Origin of the sequence: Salinibacterium sp. SWN167, from assembly GCF_015864665.1 — a bacterium.
Lineage (GTDB): Bacteria > Actinomycetota > Actinomycetes > Actinomycetales > Microbacteriaceae > Rhodoglobus.
In genome coordinates this window covers 201,199-218,599 of the sequence record NZ_JADYWU010000001.1, presented here as the reverse complement: position 1 = coordinate 218,599, position 17,401 = coordinate 201,199, and the positions used below count along the sequence as shown (strand labels likewise).

Annotated in this window: 17 protein-coding genes; 13 read left to right on the top strand and 4 right to left on the bottom strand. The window is 63.0% G+C overall.

Features of this window, described 5'->3' with window-relative positions:
* Positions 1-8: 8 nt before the first annotated feature.
* The gene (locus tag I6E60_RS01010; protein WP_231601087.1) at positions 9-380 is read right to left on the bottom strand and encodes a DUF2834 domain-containing protein; all 372 of its coding nucleotides are present in this window, start codon (positions 378-380) and stop codon (positions 9-11) included.
* Positions 355-1,419, bottom strand: coding sequence for a LacI family DNA-binding transcriptional regulator (locus I6E60_RS01005; protein ID WP_197106913.1), 1,065 nt, complete (start codon positions 1,417-1,419; stop codon positions 355-357). Before I6E60_RS01005 ends, I6E60_RS01010 begins: the two co-directional genes overlap by 26 nt.
* 281 nt (positions 1,420-1,700) lie before the next feature.
* Here I6E60_RS01005 and I6E60_RS01000 point away from each other — a divergent pair, with 281 nt between their 5' ends.
* The 8 genes from I6E60_RS01000 (at position 1,701) to I6E60_RS00965 (ending at position 11,457) form a co-directional block, all read left to right on the top strand.
* A complete protein-coding gene (locus tag I6E60_RS01000; RefSeq protein ID WP_197178423.1) occupies positions 1,701-2,999 on the top strand; it encodes an ABC transporter substrate-binding protein in 1,299 nt (432 codons plus the stop codon).
* Positions 3,000-3,073: 74 nt separating this feature from the next.
* Positions 3,074-4,033, top strand: a complete 960-nt coding sequence (locus I6E60_RS00995; RefSeq protein WP_197122235.1) for a carbohydrate ABC transporter permease — start codon at positions 3,074-3,076, stop codon at positions 4,031-4,033.
* 2 nt (positions 4,034-4,035) lie between these two features.
* A complete protein-coding gene (locus I6E60_RS00990) occupies positions 4,036-4,971 on the top strand; it encodes a carbohydrate ABC transporter permease (RefSeq protein ID WP_231601086.1) in 936 nt (311 codons plus the stop codon).
* A 74-nt stretch (positions 4,972-5,045) separates the two neighbouring features.
* A complete protein-coding gene (locus tag I6E60_RS00985; protein WP_197122229.1) occupies positions 5,046-5,810 on the top strand; it encodes an SDR family NAD(P)-dependent oxidoreductase in 765 nt (254 codons plus the stop codon).
* On the top strand, positions 5,807-7,654 hold the full coding sequence (locus I6E60_RS00980) for a heparinase II/III family protein (RefSeq protein ID WP_197178421.1): 1,848 nt from the start codon (positions 5,807-5,809) through the stop codon (positions 7,652-7,654). Before I6E60_RS00985 ends, I6E60_RS00980 begins: the two co-directional genes overlap by 4 nt.
* Positions 7,651-9,618, top strand: a complete 1,968-nt coding sequence (locus tag I6E60_RS00975; protein ID WP_307841762.1) for a DUF4962 domain-containing protein — start codon at positions 7,651-7,653, stop codon at positions 9,616-9,618. Before I6E60_RS00980 ends, I6E60_RS00975 begins: the two co-directional genes overlap by 4 nt.
* Before the next feature lie 47 nt (positions 9,619-9,665).
* Positions 9,666-10,259, top strand: a complete 594-nt coding sequence (locus I6E60_RS00970) for a DUF624 domain-containing protein (protein ID WP_197178420.1) — start codon at positions 9,666-9,668, stop codon at positions 10,257-10,259.
* Between the two features lie 4 nt (positions 10,260-10,263).
* Positions 10,264-11,457 carry an MFS transporter gene (locus I6E60_RS00965; RefSeq protein ID WP_197178418.1) on the top strand — a complete coding sequence of 398 codons (1,194 nt, stop codon included), beginning with the start codon at positions 10,264-10,266 and terminating at the stop codon, positions 11,455-11,457.
* Positions 11,458-11,474: 17 nt separating this feature from the next.
* On the opposite strand, the gene I6E60_RS00960 is transcribed toward I6E60_RS00965, so the two are convergent.
* Positions 11,475-12,134, bottom strand: a complete 660-nt coding sequence (locus I6E60_RS00960; RefSeq protein WP_197178416.1) for a hypothetical protein — start codon at positions 12,132-12,134, stop codon at positions 11,475-11,477.
* Positions 12,135-12,241: 107 nt separating this feature from the next.
* Between I6E60_RS00960 and I6E60_RS00955 the strand changes: the two genes are divergently transcribed.
* The 5 genes from I6E60_RS00955 to I6E60_RS00935 all read left to right on the top strand — a co-directional run bounded on the left by I6E60_RS00955 (position 12,242) and on the right by I6E60_RS00935 (position 16,724).
* Positions 12,242-13,279: an NAD(P)-dependent alcohol dehydrogenase gene (locus I6E60_RS00955; RefSeq protein WP_197122218.1), complete on the top strand. Its 1,038-nt coding sequence runs from the start codon at positions 12,242-12,244 to the stop codon at positions 13,277-13,279.
* A gap of 154 nt (positions 13,280-13,433) precedes the next feature.
* A complete protein-coding gene (locus tag I6E60_RS00950; protein ID WP_197178414.1) occupies positions 13,434-13,973 on the top strand; it encodes a DoxX family membrane protein in 540 nt (179 codons plus the stop codon).
* 29 nt (positions 13,974-14,002) lie between these two features.
* Positions 14,003-15,058: a type III polyketide synthase gene (locus tag I6E60_RS00945; protein ID WP_197178412.1), complete on the top strand. Its 1,056-nt coding sequence runs from the start codon at positions 14,003-14,005 to the stop codon at positions 15,056-15,058.
* 2 nt (positions 15,059-15,060) lie between these two features.
* The gene (locus tag I6E60_RS00940) at positions 15,061-15,591 is read left to right on the top strand and encodes an isoprenylcysteine carboxyl methyltransferase family protein (protein ID WP_197122212.1); all 531 of its coding nucleotides are present in this window, start codon (positions 15,061-15,063) and stop codon (positions 15,589-15,591) included.
* Positions 15,588-16,724, top strand: a complete 1,137-nt coding sequence (locus I6E60_RS00935; RefSeq protein WP_197178410.1) for an NAD(P)/FAD-dependent oxidoreductase — start codon at positions 15,588-15,590, stop codon at positions 16,722-16,724. The genes I6E60_RS00940 and I6E60_RS00935 overlap by 4 nt, the downstream gene beginning before the upstream one ends.
* Here the strand turns inward: I6E60_RS00935 and I6E60_RS00930 are convergent.
* Positions 16,721-17,383 carry an HAD hydrolase-like protein gene (locus I6E60_RS00930; RefSeq protein ID WP_197122209.1) on the bottom strand — a complete coding sequence of 221 codons (663 nt, stop codon included), beginning with the start codon at positions 17,381-17,383 and terminating at the stop codon, positions 16,721-16,723. The two genes, I6E60_RS00935 and I6E60_RS00930, sit on opposite strands and share 4 nt — an antisense overlap.
* Positions 17,384-17,401: the final 18 nt, after the last annotated feature.

Genomic DNA, 17,401 nt, shown 5'->3' with positions numbered 1-17,401 from the left:
ACTTGGGGCTAGTGGCGCCCGAGCTTCACGAGCTTGCGCTCGCGCATTGCGAGAAACAGCGGGAAGGTGAACGCGAAGGCCGTGATGCCCGAGAGCACGATGTAGAGCCAGGCCCGCTTCATCCCGAGGCGACGCGCTTCGATGATGATCAGGATGCTGCCCGCAACGGCCACGACGAGAAGGTCGACGCCGAGCGAGTTGACGGCCGGGCCGCTGCCGAACCAGTCGCCGAGGTAGTCGCGCATCTGCACGATTGCCAGCGCGTTGAAGATCCACGTGCCGACCAGACCGACGACGGAGAGCACCGCAAAAGTGATCGCGGTCGCATTCCAGTGGCGGAGAAGAGCGGGACGCTTACGGTCGTGGGGTTGAGGGGACATGCTCCGTAGACTCTCGCACCACAAGCTCTGGGCGCAAGAGAACCGAGCTGCCCGGGTCGGTCGACTCGTTCGAGCCGCGCTCGACAGCCTCCGAAACGGCAAGCTGCGCCATCCGCGTGATGGGTTGGCGAACGCTCGTCAGTGGCGGGTCATAAAGGTCAGCGAGGATGATGTCGTCAAAGCCGATCACAGAAACATCGCGCCCGACCTTGAGCCCCAAATCGCGCAGGCCGCGGCAGAATCCCAGTGCCGTCATGTCATTGATCGCTACCACCGCAGTGGGGGCATTCTTCGGGTCAGCGAAGAGGTCGCGTGCGGCAGCCCGCCCCACTTCGGCAGCTTCGACGTCGCCGAAGTGTGCGGCATCCATCCCTGTCCATTGCGGCATGTCAGCGACCGAGAGCCCAGCAGCTTCGATGGCATCGCAATACCCGCGGTAGCGCGCTGAACGGTTGACCGAGCGAATCGAACCAGACACAAAGGCGATGCTCGTGTGGCCAAGCTCGAGGAGATGCGCGGTCGCGACCTGGCCGCCCACGTTGTTGTCGATGCTGATGCTCACCACCGATTCGGGATCATTTGGTTGAGCTGGTCGATCAAAAGTGACAAGACGGAGGCCCTCGGCGATCACATTGCTGACGTGATCGAGCGACGGCAATGAGGTGCAGAGGATGATGCTGCGCACGCCGTCTTCCCACAGCTCTTCGACATAGCGGCGCTCGCGTTCGGGATCGCGCTCGCTGTTGCAGAGCAGAACGCTGCATCCCAAAGCCAGCGCTGCCACCTCAACCTCGTGAGCGAATGCTCCCCAGAAGGGGTTGCCGACAGACGGCACGACGAGGCCAACGGTTTGAGTTTTGCCATTGCGCAACTGGCGGGCCGCACGGTTGGGCCGGTAGCCGAGTTCTGAGATCGCCGTCTCAATGCGTGTTCGTGTCGCAGCGACCATTCGACCCTGACGGTCGTTGAGGAAGTTGGAGACGGTGCTGGGGGAAACGCCAGCGGCCTGCGCCACATGCTGGATGGTTACTCGAGCCACGTGACCTCCTTTGGTTGATGGCGATCCTGATGATCGCTGTTTCAGTGTAACGATTTATTGGTTTTCGGCAAACGGCCCCTAAACCACTCGCGCCGGCGTCGAACCTATTCAAATAAAACCTATTGACGTAACGAGACAGACTCGTCTATGGTCAGTGCATCGTTACACCGATTTCACCCACCCCCCTAGGAAATCGGCCAGGAATCGAATGAGCCGACGACGACGTCGCGGAACGAAGGCACTGGAGCCGTCGCTCAATCTCAGCTTGAGAGGACATGCACATGGAAGTGAAGTCACGAATGCGCCGCACAGCATCGGTCGCGATGGTGGCCCTGTTGGGTCTCGGTCTCGCCGCCTGTTCAGCAGGAGAAGCAGACGCTGATCTCAACCCCGACGAGGTTTCGGGCGAGATCAGCCTGCTCACCCCTATCTTTGAAGGAAGCCCCGGGCAAGACCTTCTCGAAGACGAGCTGCTTCCGCAGTTCTACGAGGAGTACCCCAATGTCACGGTCAACGTGGACTACACGACCTATGGAAACCTGAACGAGAAGCTCACTACGGCGGTCGTCTCGGGCCTCGTGCCTGACGTAATGCTTATGGGCGTCGGTTGGATTGAAGCCTTTGCTGATAAGGGCGTACTCGCCGACCTCGGTGAACTCGGTCTCAGTGAAGCTGACCTTAAGGAGAGTTACACCGACGAGATCGTTGAAGCCGGCATGTGGGACGGCAACGTTTACGCCGTGCCGATCATGCTCGATACTCGCTTCGGAGTCGCTCGCATGGACATCCTCAAGGAAGCTGGCTACGACAGCCCGCCCTCCTCCTGGGAGGAGCTCATCGAGATCGCAGAAGCGACCACCGTGCGCTCATCCAACGGTTCGCTCGAGCGTGCAGGCTTCGACATGATGTCGCTGGATGCCCGTCAGGCGTTCGAGACAATGCTCTTCTCGGCCGGCGGCGAACTCTTCAATGACGATGCAACGGCACCCGCGTTCAATAGTGAGGAAGGCGTTGCGGCTCTTGGCCTCATGGCTGACCTGGTGAACAAGTATGAGGTCGAAGACATTGGCTTCACCTCAACCGATGACATCGTGAACCCGCTCATCAACGGCCGGGCTGCAATGGGTATCGCCCACAACAACCTGTGGACCCAGGCGCAGGAAGCCGACCCGACCGTGCTCGACAACCTTGAGCCTTTCGTTATTCAAGGCGACGCGTCCGGCATGTTCTTCGGTGGAACCTTGGCGACTGTTGCCAACAACTCCAAGAACCCGCAGGCGGCTCGCGCACTCCTCGAATTCCTGTCGAGCCCCGACGCAGCACTTGCAGCCAATGAACAGCGCGGAAACGTGCCGGCTCTGACCGAACTGCTCGACTCTGACTACGTGCAGTCGAACCGCTTCGTGCAGTTCGCCATGGAGAACTTGGATGTCGCTCAGCGCGAGGGCGGCCCGTCACAGTGGCTTGAGGTGCGTGGCGACTTCGCCCCCGCAGTTCAGGGCGCTCTGCTCGGACAGAAAACTCCCCAGGAAGCGCTTGACGATCTCGCTGCTCTCGTTCAGACAGCAATAGACCGCTAGTTCCTCCCCTGAGTGCCCGGGCGTCCAACCCGCCCGGGCACTACCTCCCCAGACTTCAACCACACGAGGGCGTGATGACCACTACAGAGCGACACCCCATTCGCAGCGCGGAAGCGGCAGCGAAGCAGGTTTCCCCATCCACCGCACCGAAGAAACGCAAGCGGATCAGTACCGCGGAGAAGAAGCGGCGCCGTGCTGGCTGGCTGATGATCACGCCATCCGTGATCCACGTGGGACTGTGGACGCTGATCCCCGTCATCGCGACCTTCTATCTTTCGTTCACTGACTACGGCATCTTTGAAGCGCCAAAGTGGATCTGGTTCGACAACTATGTCGAAATGTTCAACGACGCCGTCTTCATGCAGTCCATCGGCAATACCGTTTGGTACACGTTCTGGACAGTGCCCGTATCAATGGCTGTCGCTGTCGTCGTGGCAGTGCTGCTCAACCAGGGTCTCAAACTACAAAAGTTTTATCGCACCGCCTTCTTCCTGCCGCAGGTCACCGCTACCGTCGCCATCGCGATGGTGTGGCTGTGGATCTTTAACCCGCAGTACGGTCTGCTCAACGCGATGCTCGAAACGCTGGGCATTCCCGGTCAAGCCTGGCTCGTCGACCCGCAGTGGGCGCTCCCGGCAGTGATCTTGGTCGGCGCTTGGCAGGGCATCGGTATCAAGATGCTCATCTACATTGCGGCGCTGCAGAACATTGACGAATCGCTCTATGAGGCAGCATCGCTCGACGGCGCATCCTCCATTCGCAAGTTTTTCAGCATCACCGTTCCGATGCTCAAGCCGGCCACGTTCTTCGTCTTCATCATCTCGATCATCGGCGCCTTCCAAGTGTTCGACCAGATCTACGTGCTCACCGACGGAGGGCCTGCCAACGCCACGACGATGATGACCTACGAGGTCTACCGCTCGGCATTCCAAGAATTCCGGATGGGGATGGCATCCGCTCAGTCGGTCGTGCTCTTTGCCTTCCTTCTCTTTGTCACTCTCATTAGCCGTCGCGTCACCAAAGAAGAGGACTAGTGATGACTCTCCCTACTATCAAGGCCCTCGCCATCAGCGAGCAGGTCACGGTCGTTCCGCGCAAGCGGTGGTTCCACCACGCGAAGGGCCGTCAAGCGGCGCTCATCAATGTGGCGCTCATCCTCGGCTCGATCACCATGCTGGTGCCGTTCCTGTGGATGGTGCTCACGAGCCTCAAGTCGCCGGCCGAGCTGGCACAGTTTCCGCCCACGTTCTTTCCGCAAGAGTGGATGTTCAGCAACTACGCGGCGACTCTGGATGCTGCGCCGTTCGGCCTGTACTTTCGCAACAGCTTTGTGATCGCCACCACTCATACCCTCATCACTGTCGTGTTGGGTTCGATGGCGGGGTATGCGCTGGCGCGTATTTACTTCAAGGGGCGGGAGGCGATCTTCCTCGCTTTTATCGCGATGCTGATGATCCCCACCTACACGAAGATCGTTCCGCAGTTCCTGCTCGTGAAGTTCATGCCCTTGTTCGGTGGCAACGACATCCTCGGCCAGGGCGGTAGCGGTTGGTTGGACACCTGGTGGGCGCTCATCATTCCTGGTGGGCTCAGCGCCTCCGCTATCTTCCTCTTTCGTCAGTTCTATTTGTCCCTGCCGAAAGACCTCGAAGAGGCGGCCCGTATCGATGGGCTGGGCGAATTTCGTATCTTCGCGCAGATCTATACGCCGCTCATCAAGCCGGCCATCGCGACGGTGGGACTGCTCACCTTCCAGGAGAGCTGGAACAACTTCCTCTGGCCGCTGCTCGTCACGACGAGTAGCGACCTGCGCGTGATCCAGGTCGGGCTTGCGGTCTTCCAGCAGCTCGACAACACGCAATGGCAGTACCTGATGGCCGGAACCACGATGGCGACAGTGCCCATGGTGATCCTGTTTGTCTTCGCCCAGAAGTACTTCATTCAGGGCTTCACCAACGCTGGCATCAAGTAGCCGCACCCCCTTCACGAACGGCTGCTCTAGTGGCAGCCGCCCATCCAACAAATAGATAGGCACGGTACATAGACATGAGCATTGACCTCACCGGACGACGCGCACTCGTAACAGGCGCGGGAGCAGGAATCGGCGCGGCCATCGCGAAAGCACTGGCGGCGGCAGGAGCTGACGTAGTGGTGCACTACGCGAACAGTGAAGCGGGAGCGACCGCCGTCAAGGAAGAGATCGAAGCGGGCGGGCGGCGCTCGCTGGCCGTTCAGGCTGATCTCACGGACTCAGCGCAGGCAACGAAGTTGGTGGATGCCGCCGTCGAGTTTCTTGGTGGCCTCGACATCCTCGTCAACAACGCCGGTCACTTGGTGGGCCGCGCCACGATCACCGAGACCACGGATGAGCGCTGGAACGAGATCATGGATGTGAACGTGGCCAGCACATTCTTCACGACTCGCCAGGCGCTCCCGGCGCTCGCCGAGTCGGAGCACGGCCGCATCATCACGATGGCATCGCTCGCTGCGGAGAACGGTGGCGGCGCTGGCTCGGTCGTCTACGCCACTTCGAAGGCTGCGGTCGTCGGCTTCACTCGGGCGTTGGCCAAGGAGATCGCCGGCAAGAAGATCACGGTTAACGCAGTTGCTCCCGGGTTCATCGGTGAGACTGCCTTCCACGAGACGTTCACCCCGGGCGAGGCCCAGAAGAACATCGTCGCGGGCATCCCGCTCGGTCGGGCAGGCACCGCGGGCGACGTTGCTGACGTCGCACTGTTCTTGGCCTCTGACCTCTCGTCGTATGTCACTGGCCAGGTTGTCGACATCAACGGAGGCCTCAACTTCCGATGAGTTCTGTTCCGCAGCAGCCGGGTGGGTGGTGGCATGACTATGTCTGCCCCACGCATGGCATCGAGTTGGGCGCCCGCGACGGCGACGAGTTTCTGTGCAGCTACGGCTGTCGCCTCACGGGTGACAAGGTCGAGGCCGCCTGGCTCGCGCTTGAACATCAAGCCCTTGCTCGGGCCGCCCGGGTAGCTGCGCGACGGTACGCGCTGCACGGTGACGTCGCCGATCGTGAGCGTGCTGTCGAGCTCGTGCTCGATTACGCCGCACTATACGACCAGATTTCGGCCGGCGGCTGGAGCGAACGCAGTGAATCGTGGATGCTGCGCGGCAAGCTCTTTGCCCAAGCACTCTCTGAGGCGCAGTGGGCGGTTGGCTTTGCGGATGCGATCATCACGCTCGGGCCAATCCCTGAACTTCACGAGTCGGCAACCCTCAACCGCACTCTCGAAGGGCTCGCTGACACGCTGGCCGGGTCGCGCCGCATCCTCGTCGAAGACCGCAACGACCAGCGCAGCAACTACACCGCGTGGTTGGATGCCGCCGCTCGCCTCATCGCGCTAGCCCGCGAGTCGCTGGGTGGCGAGCCTGTTGCCGCACACTTCGAGGCCGCGATCGTGGATCACCTGCAGCTCGCCGTGCGTTCTGACGGCTGGGAGTGGGAGGCATCCACCTACTATCACGTGTTCGTTTTGCGGGCCTATCTTCTGGGTTTGCGTGGGTGCGACCCGCAGCAGGTTCCGACTGAGGTTGCCGATACTGTGCGCCGAATGATTGACGTATTGGTGTCGATCGCGGCCCCCGATGGATTTTTGCCCGCGCTGCACGACGGCCCCTACGACCGGGTCGCCATGTATCGCGAGGTGTTGGAGATCTGCACCCTGGGTGCTCAGTTCTTCAGCGATACCGGCCTCGCGACTGTGCAGTCGTGGGTCGTCGAAAGACTTGGTGCTGACCACGATGGTCTCGAGTGGATGCTCGATGGCTGGTTCGTGGGGGCGCCGCTTGACCGCGCACCGGTGGTGGTCGGTTCGCGAGCATTCGAGGATGCCGGGTATGTCGTGTTGCGTGATTCACGCAACCGCATGGTCGGCATTCTCGATGCTGGACCCCACGGCGGAGCCCACGGTCACTTCGACAAACTTGCGCTCTATCTCTATGGCGATGGTGTTCGCTGGCAGCCGGCCCCGGCGGTTCCGCCGTATGGGCACGCGTTGCGTCATTCGTATTACGCGCGCACGATCGCGCATCCGACGGTGAGTGTTGATGGCGCCGATCAGGTCGAAGCAACCGCCGAGATCACCGCGTGGGATGCTGCGACCTCGCGCGTCACGGCCGTCACCACGACCGCGATCGAGGGCGTGCGCCTGAGCCGCACGGTGCAACTCGCCGACGGAGTGCTCGTGGATGTCGTTCACGTCACGTGCGACGACGGCGAACCACACACGATTGCGCTTGGTCTTCGCCCTGCCGTTGATTTCAGCGTCAGAGTTATCGGCAACTCGTGGCGTTCGACTTGGGGTGATGGTGCGGGAGCAGCTGCTTCGCCCGCGGGCGCGCACGCCACAACTGGCGAGCAGACTCTGCCGGCCTTGAACGGTTGGCACTGGGCCGCCGGCGAAACCACGCTCGACCTCCACGCCGGTCGCGGGCCCTCCGACGACCCAAGCCGGCTCCAAGGAATCGGCGACTGGGTGACCACGGCCCCGACCGCGACTTTCGTGAGCGTCTACAGCTTCGATCCCGACGCCACCATCGACTCCATTGAGACCCATATTTCCGATACCGCTGTGGTGATTGAGATCGCCACCGCTGACCACGACACTTCCCGAATAGAGGTAGCACTGTGACCACCCCCATGCTGATTGGTAGCCGCGAAGCTGAGCTGCGGAGCGCGCTGGATGGCCCGTTGAGCGCGCAATTCCGTCGACTCTTGGAGGAATGTGAGCGCGCGAAGGGAATGGAGCTTCCGCAGGAACACCCGCTGGCATCCATCACCTATTTCGGGCCGGGCTCGGCAAACCTTGCGCTCGCGTACCGTCTGACCGGTCAAGAGGCGTACCTCGAAGAGTTGCGTCGCTGGTTGGCGCCGCCGCTGTCGTTCCCGCACTGGGGCAAGGCGAATCTGCCCGACCACGACCTCGATGCCGGCTGGATTCTGCACGGGCTCTCGCTCGCGTACTCGTGGGCTGGCGATGCGCTGCGTCCCGAAGAGAAGCAGGCGCTCGAAGACAAACTGCTGTTGCAGGGCCAGCGCATGTACGAGTTCGCCGTGGAGAAAGAGGGCGGATGGTGGTCGTCGTCGTACTGGCAGAACCACAACTGGATTTGCTACGCCGGCCTCGCCACCGCGGGCTACGCCCTGCAAGAGAAGTACCCCGAAGCCAAAGCCTGGACTGAGCGCGCAAAAGATAACTTCGGCAAGGTTCTCGACTCGCTTCCTGATGACGGCTCCAACAACGAGGGCGTCGTCTACTGGCGCTACGGAGTGCCGTGGATCGCGAGTTACCTCGACGTGCTGCGTGACCAAGAGGGCCTCGACTGGTTCAATCGCGGCACCTACCTGAAGGAGACGTTCTGGTACCGCCTCTACCAAGCGGCTCCCGACCTGGAGCGGATCGTTGACCACGGCGACTGCCACGACCGCCGCAGCGGGCATCCGCTCGCCCTCTATTACAAGCTCGCCGCCGAGTACCGCATTCCGCAGGCACAGTGGTTGGCCAACAAGGTGTCGACCGAGTTCTACTGGCGCGAAGCCTACGAGAGCGGAGTGCGGCCCGGCGTGCGCCCCGAGGCGTATCAAGAGCTGCTGTGGTTCGACCCCAGTGTTGAGGCTGCTGGCCCCGAAACGCTGCCGCCGAGCAAGTACTTCGAAGACCTTGGCCTTGTTGTCGGTCGCACATCGTGGGATGAGCAAGCGGCGCTCGTGTCGTTCAAGGCCTCACCCGGTGGCGGCCACAAGGCCTGGAACCAGTCGCACCGCCAGCGCGAGCAGAATGGCTGGGTCACACTGAACGCGGGACACCACCACCCCGACTCGGGCAGTTTTGTGTTCCTTGGCCACGGCTCGTACCTCGCGATCGACGAAGGATATTCGTCGCGCAAGCTCACCGAACACCACAACTCGATCCTCATCGACGGCAACGGTTTTGTGAACGAGGACCGCTACCACGTCTTCGAAGAGCTGGCCGAGGAGTTCACGGCCGAAATTCTGACGACAACGATTAAGGACGGTTGGACGCACGCCGTGAGCGAGTCATCCGCGATGTATGACCGAGCCCTCGGCGTCACTCGGGTGCGCCGCCACCTCGTACTCACGCCCGGGGGCAACCTCGTGATCGCCGATGACCTCGCCGCCGACCAGCCGCGCACCTGGACCTGGCTGCTGCAAACCGACAACGCTCCGGTCGCCATCAGCGACAAGCGCTGGCGAGCGGATGCCGGACACGGTGTCATGCCCATCGCTGCGCTCGACGAGAACCCCACCAGCGAAATCGTCGAGACGTTCGTGCACGCCAACCCCACGTCATCCACGCCGAGTTTGGCAATCAGCAAGAAGCAGCACACGCTCAAGCGGCTGAGTGAGCCGACCATGAGCGCTCGGTTCGTTACGGTGCTGGAGTCGCGCAACTGGGATGACACCGCACCCGCGACCATCCGCCACGACGTCGCAGCGGGCGGAGTGCGTGTGGAGATCGAGCGCAACGGCGTGACCGAAACCGTATCGTTGGGCTTCGATGGTGACGCGCCCACACTGGGCGCCACCGCTGTCATTGGCGAAGGATTCCAAGGAAGCACGAACGCGCGACGATGAGCCAACCGAAGAGAACCAAGCGCCGCACACCGCGATGGGAGCGCAGCATGCTGACCGCGCTCACCTACCCGGGCAACATCTTTCTGGGTTCGCTTGCGGTGCTGATTCTCTCGCTCGGCATCATCACGGTGCTTCCCGCTGCGATCGCTCTCGCTCGAGCGTTCGCGCAGTGGATAGTCGATAACGATGACAAGGTCTTCACGAACACTTTTCGGGAGTTTCGCGATACGTGGCGGCGTACGCTCGGCCTCGGTGTCATCGCGACCGTGGTGCTCGCGATCATGGTCGGCGATGGTGTGTTCTTGGCGTACCAACTGGCTCAGGGTGGCGGCTCCATTGCGTTGATGCTGAGCGCCGCCGTCATCCCGGTGGCTGCCGGCGTGTGCGTGTTGTTTGTCGCCACGACCGCCGCCGCGACCCTCAGCCCGGAAGCGGATGCTCGAACCTGGGTTCGGGAGGGATTCGTGCTGATGCTGCAGCATCCGCGTCGCGCACTCTTCGTGTCGTTCACGGTTGCGGTGACTCTCGTGGTGTCGATTCTGCTGCCGACGATTGCGCCCTTCGCGGCAATCGCACTGCCGGTCTATGTGGGCGTGCGGGCGTGGGGCCCGAAGCCTCCCGTCGACGACGAACAGGATTAGGGGAGTGGCGAAACGCCCGCCGATCTCGTTTGCGCTGAAAGTTCTCTATGGCGACACCTTCACGATGGCCGTCGGTTTTTACATGCTCGTGCCCTTGCTGGCCTATCATTTTTTGCAAGATCTGGCCCTGACGATTGCGGTCGTCGCTGCCCTCACCGCGCTGCGCACAGCAGCCCAAAACGGGATGATGCCGATCGCGGGGTGGGTTGCTGATCGCATCAACTTTCGCCGCGCCATTCTGATCGGGGTGCTGGTTCGAGCCTTGGGCTTTGCGATGCTCGGCACTGTCGAGTCGATTCCGCTGCTCGTGGTGGCATCGATCTTTACTGGTCTGGGCGGTGCCCTTTTTCACCCGGCGAGTTATTCGGCCTATGCGGCTCTCACAACCGGCGCCGACCGGGTGCGGGTGTATTCGACTCGCGAGGTCGTGAGCAACGTCGGCTTCATTGTTGGCCCCATCATCGGTGGGTTTCTGGCCGGCGCAGACTTCGCTTTTGTGAGTTTGTCGGCGGCCGGGATGTTCGTGATCGCGTTCATCATCAGCGCCTTCGGCTTGCCGCACCCGAGCGATGAAGAACGGGCTCGCACGCCTCCGCGTTTGAAAGTGGCCTTCGCGGATGCCGCATTCCTGCGTTACTGCGCGCTCGTCGCGGGTACCGCGGTGCTCATCGCCCAGTTCTATCTCGTGATCCCGTTCCGGGCTGCCGAGTTCACCTCCGGGCCGTCTGACCTCGGCTTCATCTATTCGGGGGCCGCCGTGGTCATGGTGATCACGATGCTGCCGCTCACGGGTGCGGCCAATCGTTTCCTGCCCGACCGCATCACGCTCGCCGGCGCTACCGCGTGCCTCGGGATAGGCGTCGGAATCATGGGACTGTCGACAAATCTGGTCGGGATGCTCGTCGGCGTCGCCGTGTTCATCGTCGGCCAAATGTTGGTGCAGCCCGTGCTCAACGCGACAGTGTCACGCTTCGCCCCCGACGGTTCCGTCGCTAGCTACTTCGGAGTGCAGGGTCTCGCCAACGCGATCGGTGGCGTCGTGGGAAGCAGCTCAGCCGGTGTGATCTACGCGCTCGCCGGCTCAGGCAGACCCGGGGCCGAGTGGGTCTGGCTGACCTACCCCGCGTGGGCGGTCATCGTCGCGGTGTTGTTTGTGGCGTTTGGGCCGCGGGCACACCGGATGCCCGCCAACGAATAGCGAATTGCGAATAGCGGCTAGCGCCGGTCGCCCCACCATTGCGGGCTCGCGGCGAGTACCGCGTGCACGGCGCCGTCGAGGTCATCGAGGTCGCCCGTGAGGAGCCAGGCTTCGGCTGCGGCGACCGTTCCGCCGGCGGCATAGGCGACCGCCATGGCAAACGTCGTTTCCGAAAGCGGGGCGAGTGCGGCAGGCACGATTTCTGGATGCCGCCGCAGATGATTCGCGAGAATTTCGCGCGCGGGCTCAATGAGCACCGATCGCAGCCGGCCGCTCAGGCTGCCGCTGGCCGCCATCCGATAGAGCGTGGCGTGGGTGCGCACGTGACTAAGGAAGACGCGAGTGGGGCCGGCGAAAACATGGTTCGTCGTCGACAACGCCGTGGTCGATGCGTTGGCGTTCGCGCCCGGGGCAGACTCGGCGGTGTGAGAGACCGCAGCGGTCTCCGCGGGGTCGAGCAGATCACCGAATTGTTCGATTGCTTCAGCCAGCTCGGCATGCAGAGCAGTGGCGATGAGATCAACGGGGTCGCAGGCATGGCGGTAGAAAGTGTCGCGGCTGATGCCGGATGCGTTCGTGATGTCGGTGACCGAAATAGTGGCGATGTCGCGCTGCTCGGCGAGGGCGTAGGCCGCCGCAACGAGAGCGTCGCGGGAGCGGCGAGTGCGAGCATCCATAACCGAACTGTACCGGAATAGGCCACTATCTGACACTTGTCAGATAGTGCGTATAGGCTGGAGGTGAGGCTGCAAACCTCAGCCTCACCCTAGAGAGGATTTAGCCCATGCAAGCAGTGAAGCTCGTAAGCCCCCACACGATGGAACTTCAGGATGTTCCCGTGCCGGAGATCGGTCCCGATGAAATTTTGGTCAAGATTGCGGGCGCTGGGCTGTGCCACTCCGACCTCCACGTCCTTCACATGGGCGAAGAATGGCCCTTCTTCGGCGGAACAGTCGGTCACGAAGGCGCCGGCTGGGTGGAAAAAGTTGGTTCAGCACTCGAGGGCTACAGCAAAGGTGACGCCGTTCTTGTGAGCCTAATCTGGGCGTGTGGCCACTGCCGCGCCTGCATCGAAGGTCGCGACAACGAGTGTGAAGTCAACGGCAGCCGCATGCAATTCCCCACCACCCCTGGCCTCGGCCCAGACGGCGCCATGGCCGAGTACCTGGTCGTGAAGGCCCGCCACCTCGACAAGATCGGTGACCTCGACCCCGTTCAGGCAGCGCCCCTCGCGGATGCCGGTGTCACCCCCATGCACGCCATCAACAGTGCGCGTTCGCGCCTCACTCCTGGCTCGACCGCCGTAGTAATCGGTGTCGGTGGCCTCGGACACCTTGGGCTCCAGATCCTGAAGGCCACCACCGGTGCCCGCATCATCGCCCTCGACAGCGATGACTCCAAGCTCGAGCTCGCGCGTGAACTCGGTGCTGACCTTGTGCTCAAGAGTGACGGTGCTGCAGCTCAGCGCATCCTCGACGAAACCAACCAGTACGGTGCGGATGCCGTCTTCGATTTTGTTGGCATTCAGCCCACTGTAGATCTCGCGGTTGCCGTGATCGCTCCCGGCGGGATGCTCCGCTTTGTAGGCCTCGGCGGTGCACAGTTCGACTACGCCGTAGGTGCCGCCCCGGTCCTCCCGTGGGGAACCGACGTTCAGCTTTCGTATGGCGGAACCCGCGCCGATCAACTCCAGGTGATCGCGCTTGCTCAGCAGGGCAAGCTCGGCGTTGAGGTAACGAAGTACCCGCTGGCTGACTTCCAAAAGGCCTTCGACGACCTCGAAGCCGGCCGCATCACCGGCCGTGCGGTGCTCATCCCGTAACGGCTAGCCGCGCTCCGAACAGCGCGACGGTCACGGCCCTCACCACACCCGGTGGGGGCCGTGGCTCGTTAACGCTCGTTGCCCGTGCCCGCTGCCAGTTGCGTCGCAGCCTGTCACTCGGCAGACCCTAAGCCCGCCCCGCCAGAATGGGGGAATGCACACGACACCAGGCGCCAACGATTCGACCGGTCCCGCCGCACCACGAGAGCCGATCGAAGTCGCGTCTGTCAGAGATTCAACCGCGCCGGATGAGCCTTCGCGTGCGAGCCGCATTGGCCGCCGGATCGGCCGCATTGCGCTCGGCGCCTCCCTCGTGTTCGCCGGCATCAGCCACCTCACCTTCGCGCGCGAAGACTTTCAAGCGCAGGTGCCCACGTGGCAGCCGTTCGACCCCGACTTCGTGGTCGTGGCATCCGGAGTCGTCGAAATTGCGCTCGGCAGTGCGCTGATCTTCGCCAAGAAGTACCGCCCGTACGTGGGCTGGGTTGCCGCTGCGTTCTTCATCGCGATCTACCCCGGCAACATCTCTCAGCTCGTCAACCAGGTCGATTCGCTCGGTCTCGACACCGACCTCAAGCGCTGGATTCGGATGCCGTTCCAGCCCGTGCTCGTTCTCTGGGCACTCTGGTCGACCGGCGCGTGGCGCGCGTGGCGTGCCGCCCGACGCAACGATGGTCGAAACCTCGGTGCGTGATAGCTTCACTCTATGAGCGGAGTCTCTGAATGAGCAGAGTTGCGGCAGTCGCCCCTGTGGTGCCCGAGCACAGCTACACGCAGGCCGAAATGACCGGCATGCTCGCGCCGCTTCTGGCCGAAAATTCCCGCCACCAAGCCGTGATTGAGCGGATGCACGGAGCCAGCGGCATCGACCGTCGCCACATGGCGCTTCCGCTCGAGCGGTATCCCGAACTCGGCAGTTTTCGCGAAACCAACGATGAGTTCATCCGCGTCTCGACCGACCTACTTGAGCGCGCACTGACCACGGCGCTCGCGGATGCTGGGCTTACCGCCGCCGATGTCGACTTCGTCTTCTTCACTTCCGTCACCGGCATTTCGGCACCCTCGATCGACGCGCTACTGATCCCGCGCTTGGGTTTGCGGCCCGACGTGAAACGGATTCCTTCGTTCGGCCTCGGCTGTTTGGCGGGGGCCGCGGGCCTGGCCCGGGTGCATGACTATTTAGTCGGGCATCCGGATGACGTTGGCGTTGTCCTGAGCGTCGAACTGTGCTCGCTCACCCTGCAGCGCGATGACCACACCATGGCCAATTTCGTCGCCACCGGCCTCTTCGGCGACGGTGCCGCGGCGGTCGTGATGGTGGGGGAGAACCGCAGCGAGCCGGGCCCGCGCATAATTGACACCCGCAGCACGTTCGTTGCCGATAGTCACGATGTGATCGGCTGGAACGTGGGCGGCACCGGTTTCGAGATCGTGCTGAGCGCGGGCGTGGCCGACGTGATTCAGAACAGTTTCCCGGGCGAGGTCAGCGAGTTTCTGGGCCGCAACGGTCTGACCATCGCCGACATCGATACGTGGATCGCGCATCCGGGTGGCCCCCGCGTGCTCGAAGCATTCGAGAGTTCGCTCGGGCTTCAGCGCAGCGATCTGCAGTCGAGTTGGGATTGCCTTGCTCGCGTCGGCAACCTGTCCTCGGCGGCCGTGCTGCATGTGCTCGCGGATGCTCTGCACGCCGATCTCGCGCCGGCCCCCGGCAGTCACGCTCTCGCCTTCGCTCTCGGCCCGGGAGTGAGCGCCGAATTCGTCCTCTTGGAGTGGTGAGTATGACCGTCATTGCCTACATCGCTCTTGTACTCGGCACCGGCATGGAGCGCCTCTATGAGCTGCGCATCTCGAAGCGCAATGCCGCTGCAGCCTTCGAGCGTGGCGGTCGCGAGTATGGGCAGAAGCACTTTCCCTGGATGGTGGCCCTGCATACGGGCCTCCTGATCGCCTGTGTTGTCGAAGTGATCGTCGCCGATCGCCCCTTCTTGCTGTGGCTCGGAATCCCGATGCTCGTCATCACCCTGCTCTGTCAGGCGGCGCGCTACTGGATCATCAGCTCGCTCGGCGCTCAGTGGAACACGCGCGTGATCGTGGTGCCCGGGGCCGGCCGTGTGCAGAACCGCGGGCCGTATCGCGTGACCTGGTTGCCGCATCCGAACTACCTCGTCGTAGCGATCGAGGGCATCGCGTTGCCGCTCGTGCACACCGCGTGGGTCACCGCGATTGTGTTCACCGTGCTTAATGCGGTGCTGCTGTTGGCGTTCCGCATCCCGACCGAAAACCGGGCGCTGCGCGAACTGACGCCATGAGTGGCGTGGGTGACGATGCGGTCGCTGCAGGTGTGGCCGATGATGCGGTGGCCGAACCGAGCGTTTCGCCGGTCGTCGATGTCATCGTCGTCGGTGGCGGGCCGATCGGCCTCGCCGCTGCCATCAATGCGCGGATGCACGGCCTCACCGCGCTCGTGATCGAACCCCGCACCGGCACCATCGACAAAGCCTGTGGCGAAGGAGTCATGCCCGGCGCCGTCACCGAACTCGCCGCCCTTGGTGTGCAGCCGCACGGGCGCAAGATCGCGGGCATCAGTTATCACGACGGCACCCTCATCGCCGAACACCGCTTCGCTTCGGATGCCGCGCTCGGCGTTCGCCGCACCGAGCTGCACCGGGCGCTCACCGACCGGGCGCTAGAGCTGGGTGTCGAGTTCGACCACGGCAAGGTTGAGGCGATCGAGCAGCATGATGACGGTGAGCAGGGCGGCGCGGTATCCGCGCACGTCGCTGACGGTCGCACCATCGAGGGGCGGTGGATGCTCGGCTGCGATGGCCTGCACTCCACGGTGCGCGAGCTGGTGGGCCTGGCCGCGCACCCTCGCCGCGTAAGGCGACGGGATTCTCGGCGGTTCGGCATCCGGCAGCACTTTGAGGTTGCTCCGTGGACTGATCTCGTGGAGGTGCATTGGGCGCCGACCGCTGAGCTGTATGTCACGCCGGTGAGCGACGCCGAGGTGGGTGTTGCCGTGCTGGGCCCGCGGGGAACATCGTTCGAGGAGGCGTTGGCGAGTGTGCCGGCGCTCGCCGAACGCCTGCGCGGTGCGACGCCGGCGTCGAGCGTGCGAGGTGCTGGTCCGCTATTGCAGAACACCACGGGGCAACGTGCGGGCCGAGTGCTGCTCGTGGGTGACGCCGCCGGCTACGTGGATGCGATCACGGGGGAGGGCATCCGCTTAGGGCTGGCGGAAGCGCGCGCTGCGATCGAGTGCATAGTCGCCGGCAAGCCTGAACGCTACGAACGCGAGTGGCGTCGAGTGACCCGCGACTTTCGGATGCTCACCACCGGGCTCGTGGCGGCTGCCAACTCACCGCTGCGCCGAGCTATCGTGCCGTTCGCCGCGCGGTTGCCCGGCATTTACGGTCGCGTGGTGGAGAGTTTGGCCCGCTAGCTAGGAAGCAGCAGCGGCAGCAGTTCTTCTGCCTTCGAGACCACAGCGAGCGATCCGTCGGATTCGCCAGGGTTGCCATAACCCCAGTCGACATAAATCGTGGGGATGTTGTGCTCGGCTGCACCCTCGATGTCGTAGAAGCGGTCACCGATCATCACCGGGTTGCTCACGTCGGCACCGATCATCGTCAGGCGCGTAAGCGCTTCGGCCACGATGTCTTTCTTGGCGCTGCGAATCTCATCGATCGAGGCGCCAGCCATCACACGGAAGTACTGCGTGAGGTTCGCGTGATCCAGAATCACGGATGCCGGAAACTCCGGCTTCGAGGTCGCCAGCGACAAGGGAATCCCCGTCGCGTGCAGCGTCTTCAGCACCTCGGGGATGCCGGGGAAGATGTCGCTTCCGTTGGCGCTATTGCCCTCCATGTAATGGCGGCGGTAGATCGAGAGTGCCTGCGCCGCTTCAACGGGCGTGAATCCGGCGCGGTCGCGGAACGAGTCCACAATGGGCGGGCCAACGTAGGCGCGCAGCTCTTCAGCCGAGGGCACGGGGTAGCCCATCTCCTCAAACATGTACGCGAGCGACGCCGTGATTCCGGGCGCCGAGTCAGCGATCGTGCCGTCAAGGTCAACGAGAATGCAAGTCCAGTTATTAGCCATTTGTTACCAGCCTAAGGC

Coding starts and splice junctions, on each gene's coding strand:
- I6E60_RS00955 (WP_197122218.1), top strand. CDS start 12,242: ATGCAAGCAGTGAAGCTCGTAAGCCCCCACACGATGGAACTTCAGGAT.
- I6E60_RS00970 (WP_197178420.1), top strand. CDS start 9,666: ATGCTGACCGCGCTCACCTACCCGGGCAACATCTTTCTGGGTTCGCTT.
- I6E60_RS00990 (WP_231601086.1), top strand. CDS start 4,036: ATGACTCTCCCTACTATCAAGGCCCTCGCCATCAGCGAGCAGGTCACG.
- I6E60_RS00945 (WP_197178412.1), top strand. CDS start 14,003: ATGAGCAGAGTTGCGGCAGTCGCCCCTGTGGTGCCCGAGCACAGCTAC.
- I6E60_RS00935 (WP_197178410.1), top strand. CDS start 15,588: ATGAGTGGCGTGGGTGACGATGCGGTCGCTGCAGGTGTGGCCGATGAT.
- I6E60_RS00980 (WP_197178421.1), top strand. CDS start 5,807: ATGAGTTCTGTTCCGCAGCAGCCGGGTGGGTGGTGGCATGACTATGTC.
- I6E60_RS00960 (WP_197178416.1), bottom strand. CDS start 12,134: ATGGATGCTCGCACTCGCCGCTCCCGCGACGCTCTCGTTGCGGCGGCC.
- I6E60_RS00950 (WP_197178414.1), top strand. CDS start 13,434: ATGCACACGACACCAGGCGCCAACGATTCGACCGGTCCCGCCGCACCA.
- I6E60_RS00985 (WP_197122229.1), top strand. CDS start 5,046: ATGAGCATTGACCTCACCGGACGACGCGCACTCGTAACAGGCGCGGGA.
- I6E60_RS00930 (WP_197122209.1), bottom strand. CDS start 17,383: ATGGCTAATAACTGGACTTGCATTCTCGTTGACCTTGACGGCACGATC.
- I6E60_RS00940 (WP_197122212.1), top strand. CDS start 15,061: ATGACCGTCATTGCCTACATCGCTCTTGTACTCGGCACCGGCATGGAG.
- I6E60_RS00995 (WP_197122235.1), top strand. CDS start 3,074: ATGACCACTACAGAGCGACACCCCATTCGCAGCGCGGAAGCGGCAGCG.
- I6E60_RS01000 (WP_197178423.1), top strand. CDS start 1,701: ATGGAAGTGAAGTCACGAATGCGCCGCACAGCATCGGTCGCGATGGTG.
- I6E60_RS01010 (WP_231601087.1), bottom strand. CDS start 380: ATGTCCCCTCAACCCCACGACCGTAAGCGTCCCGCTCTTCTCCGCCAC.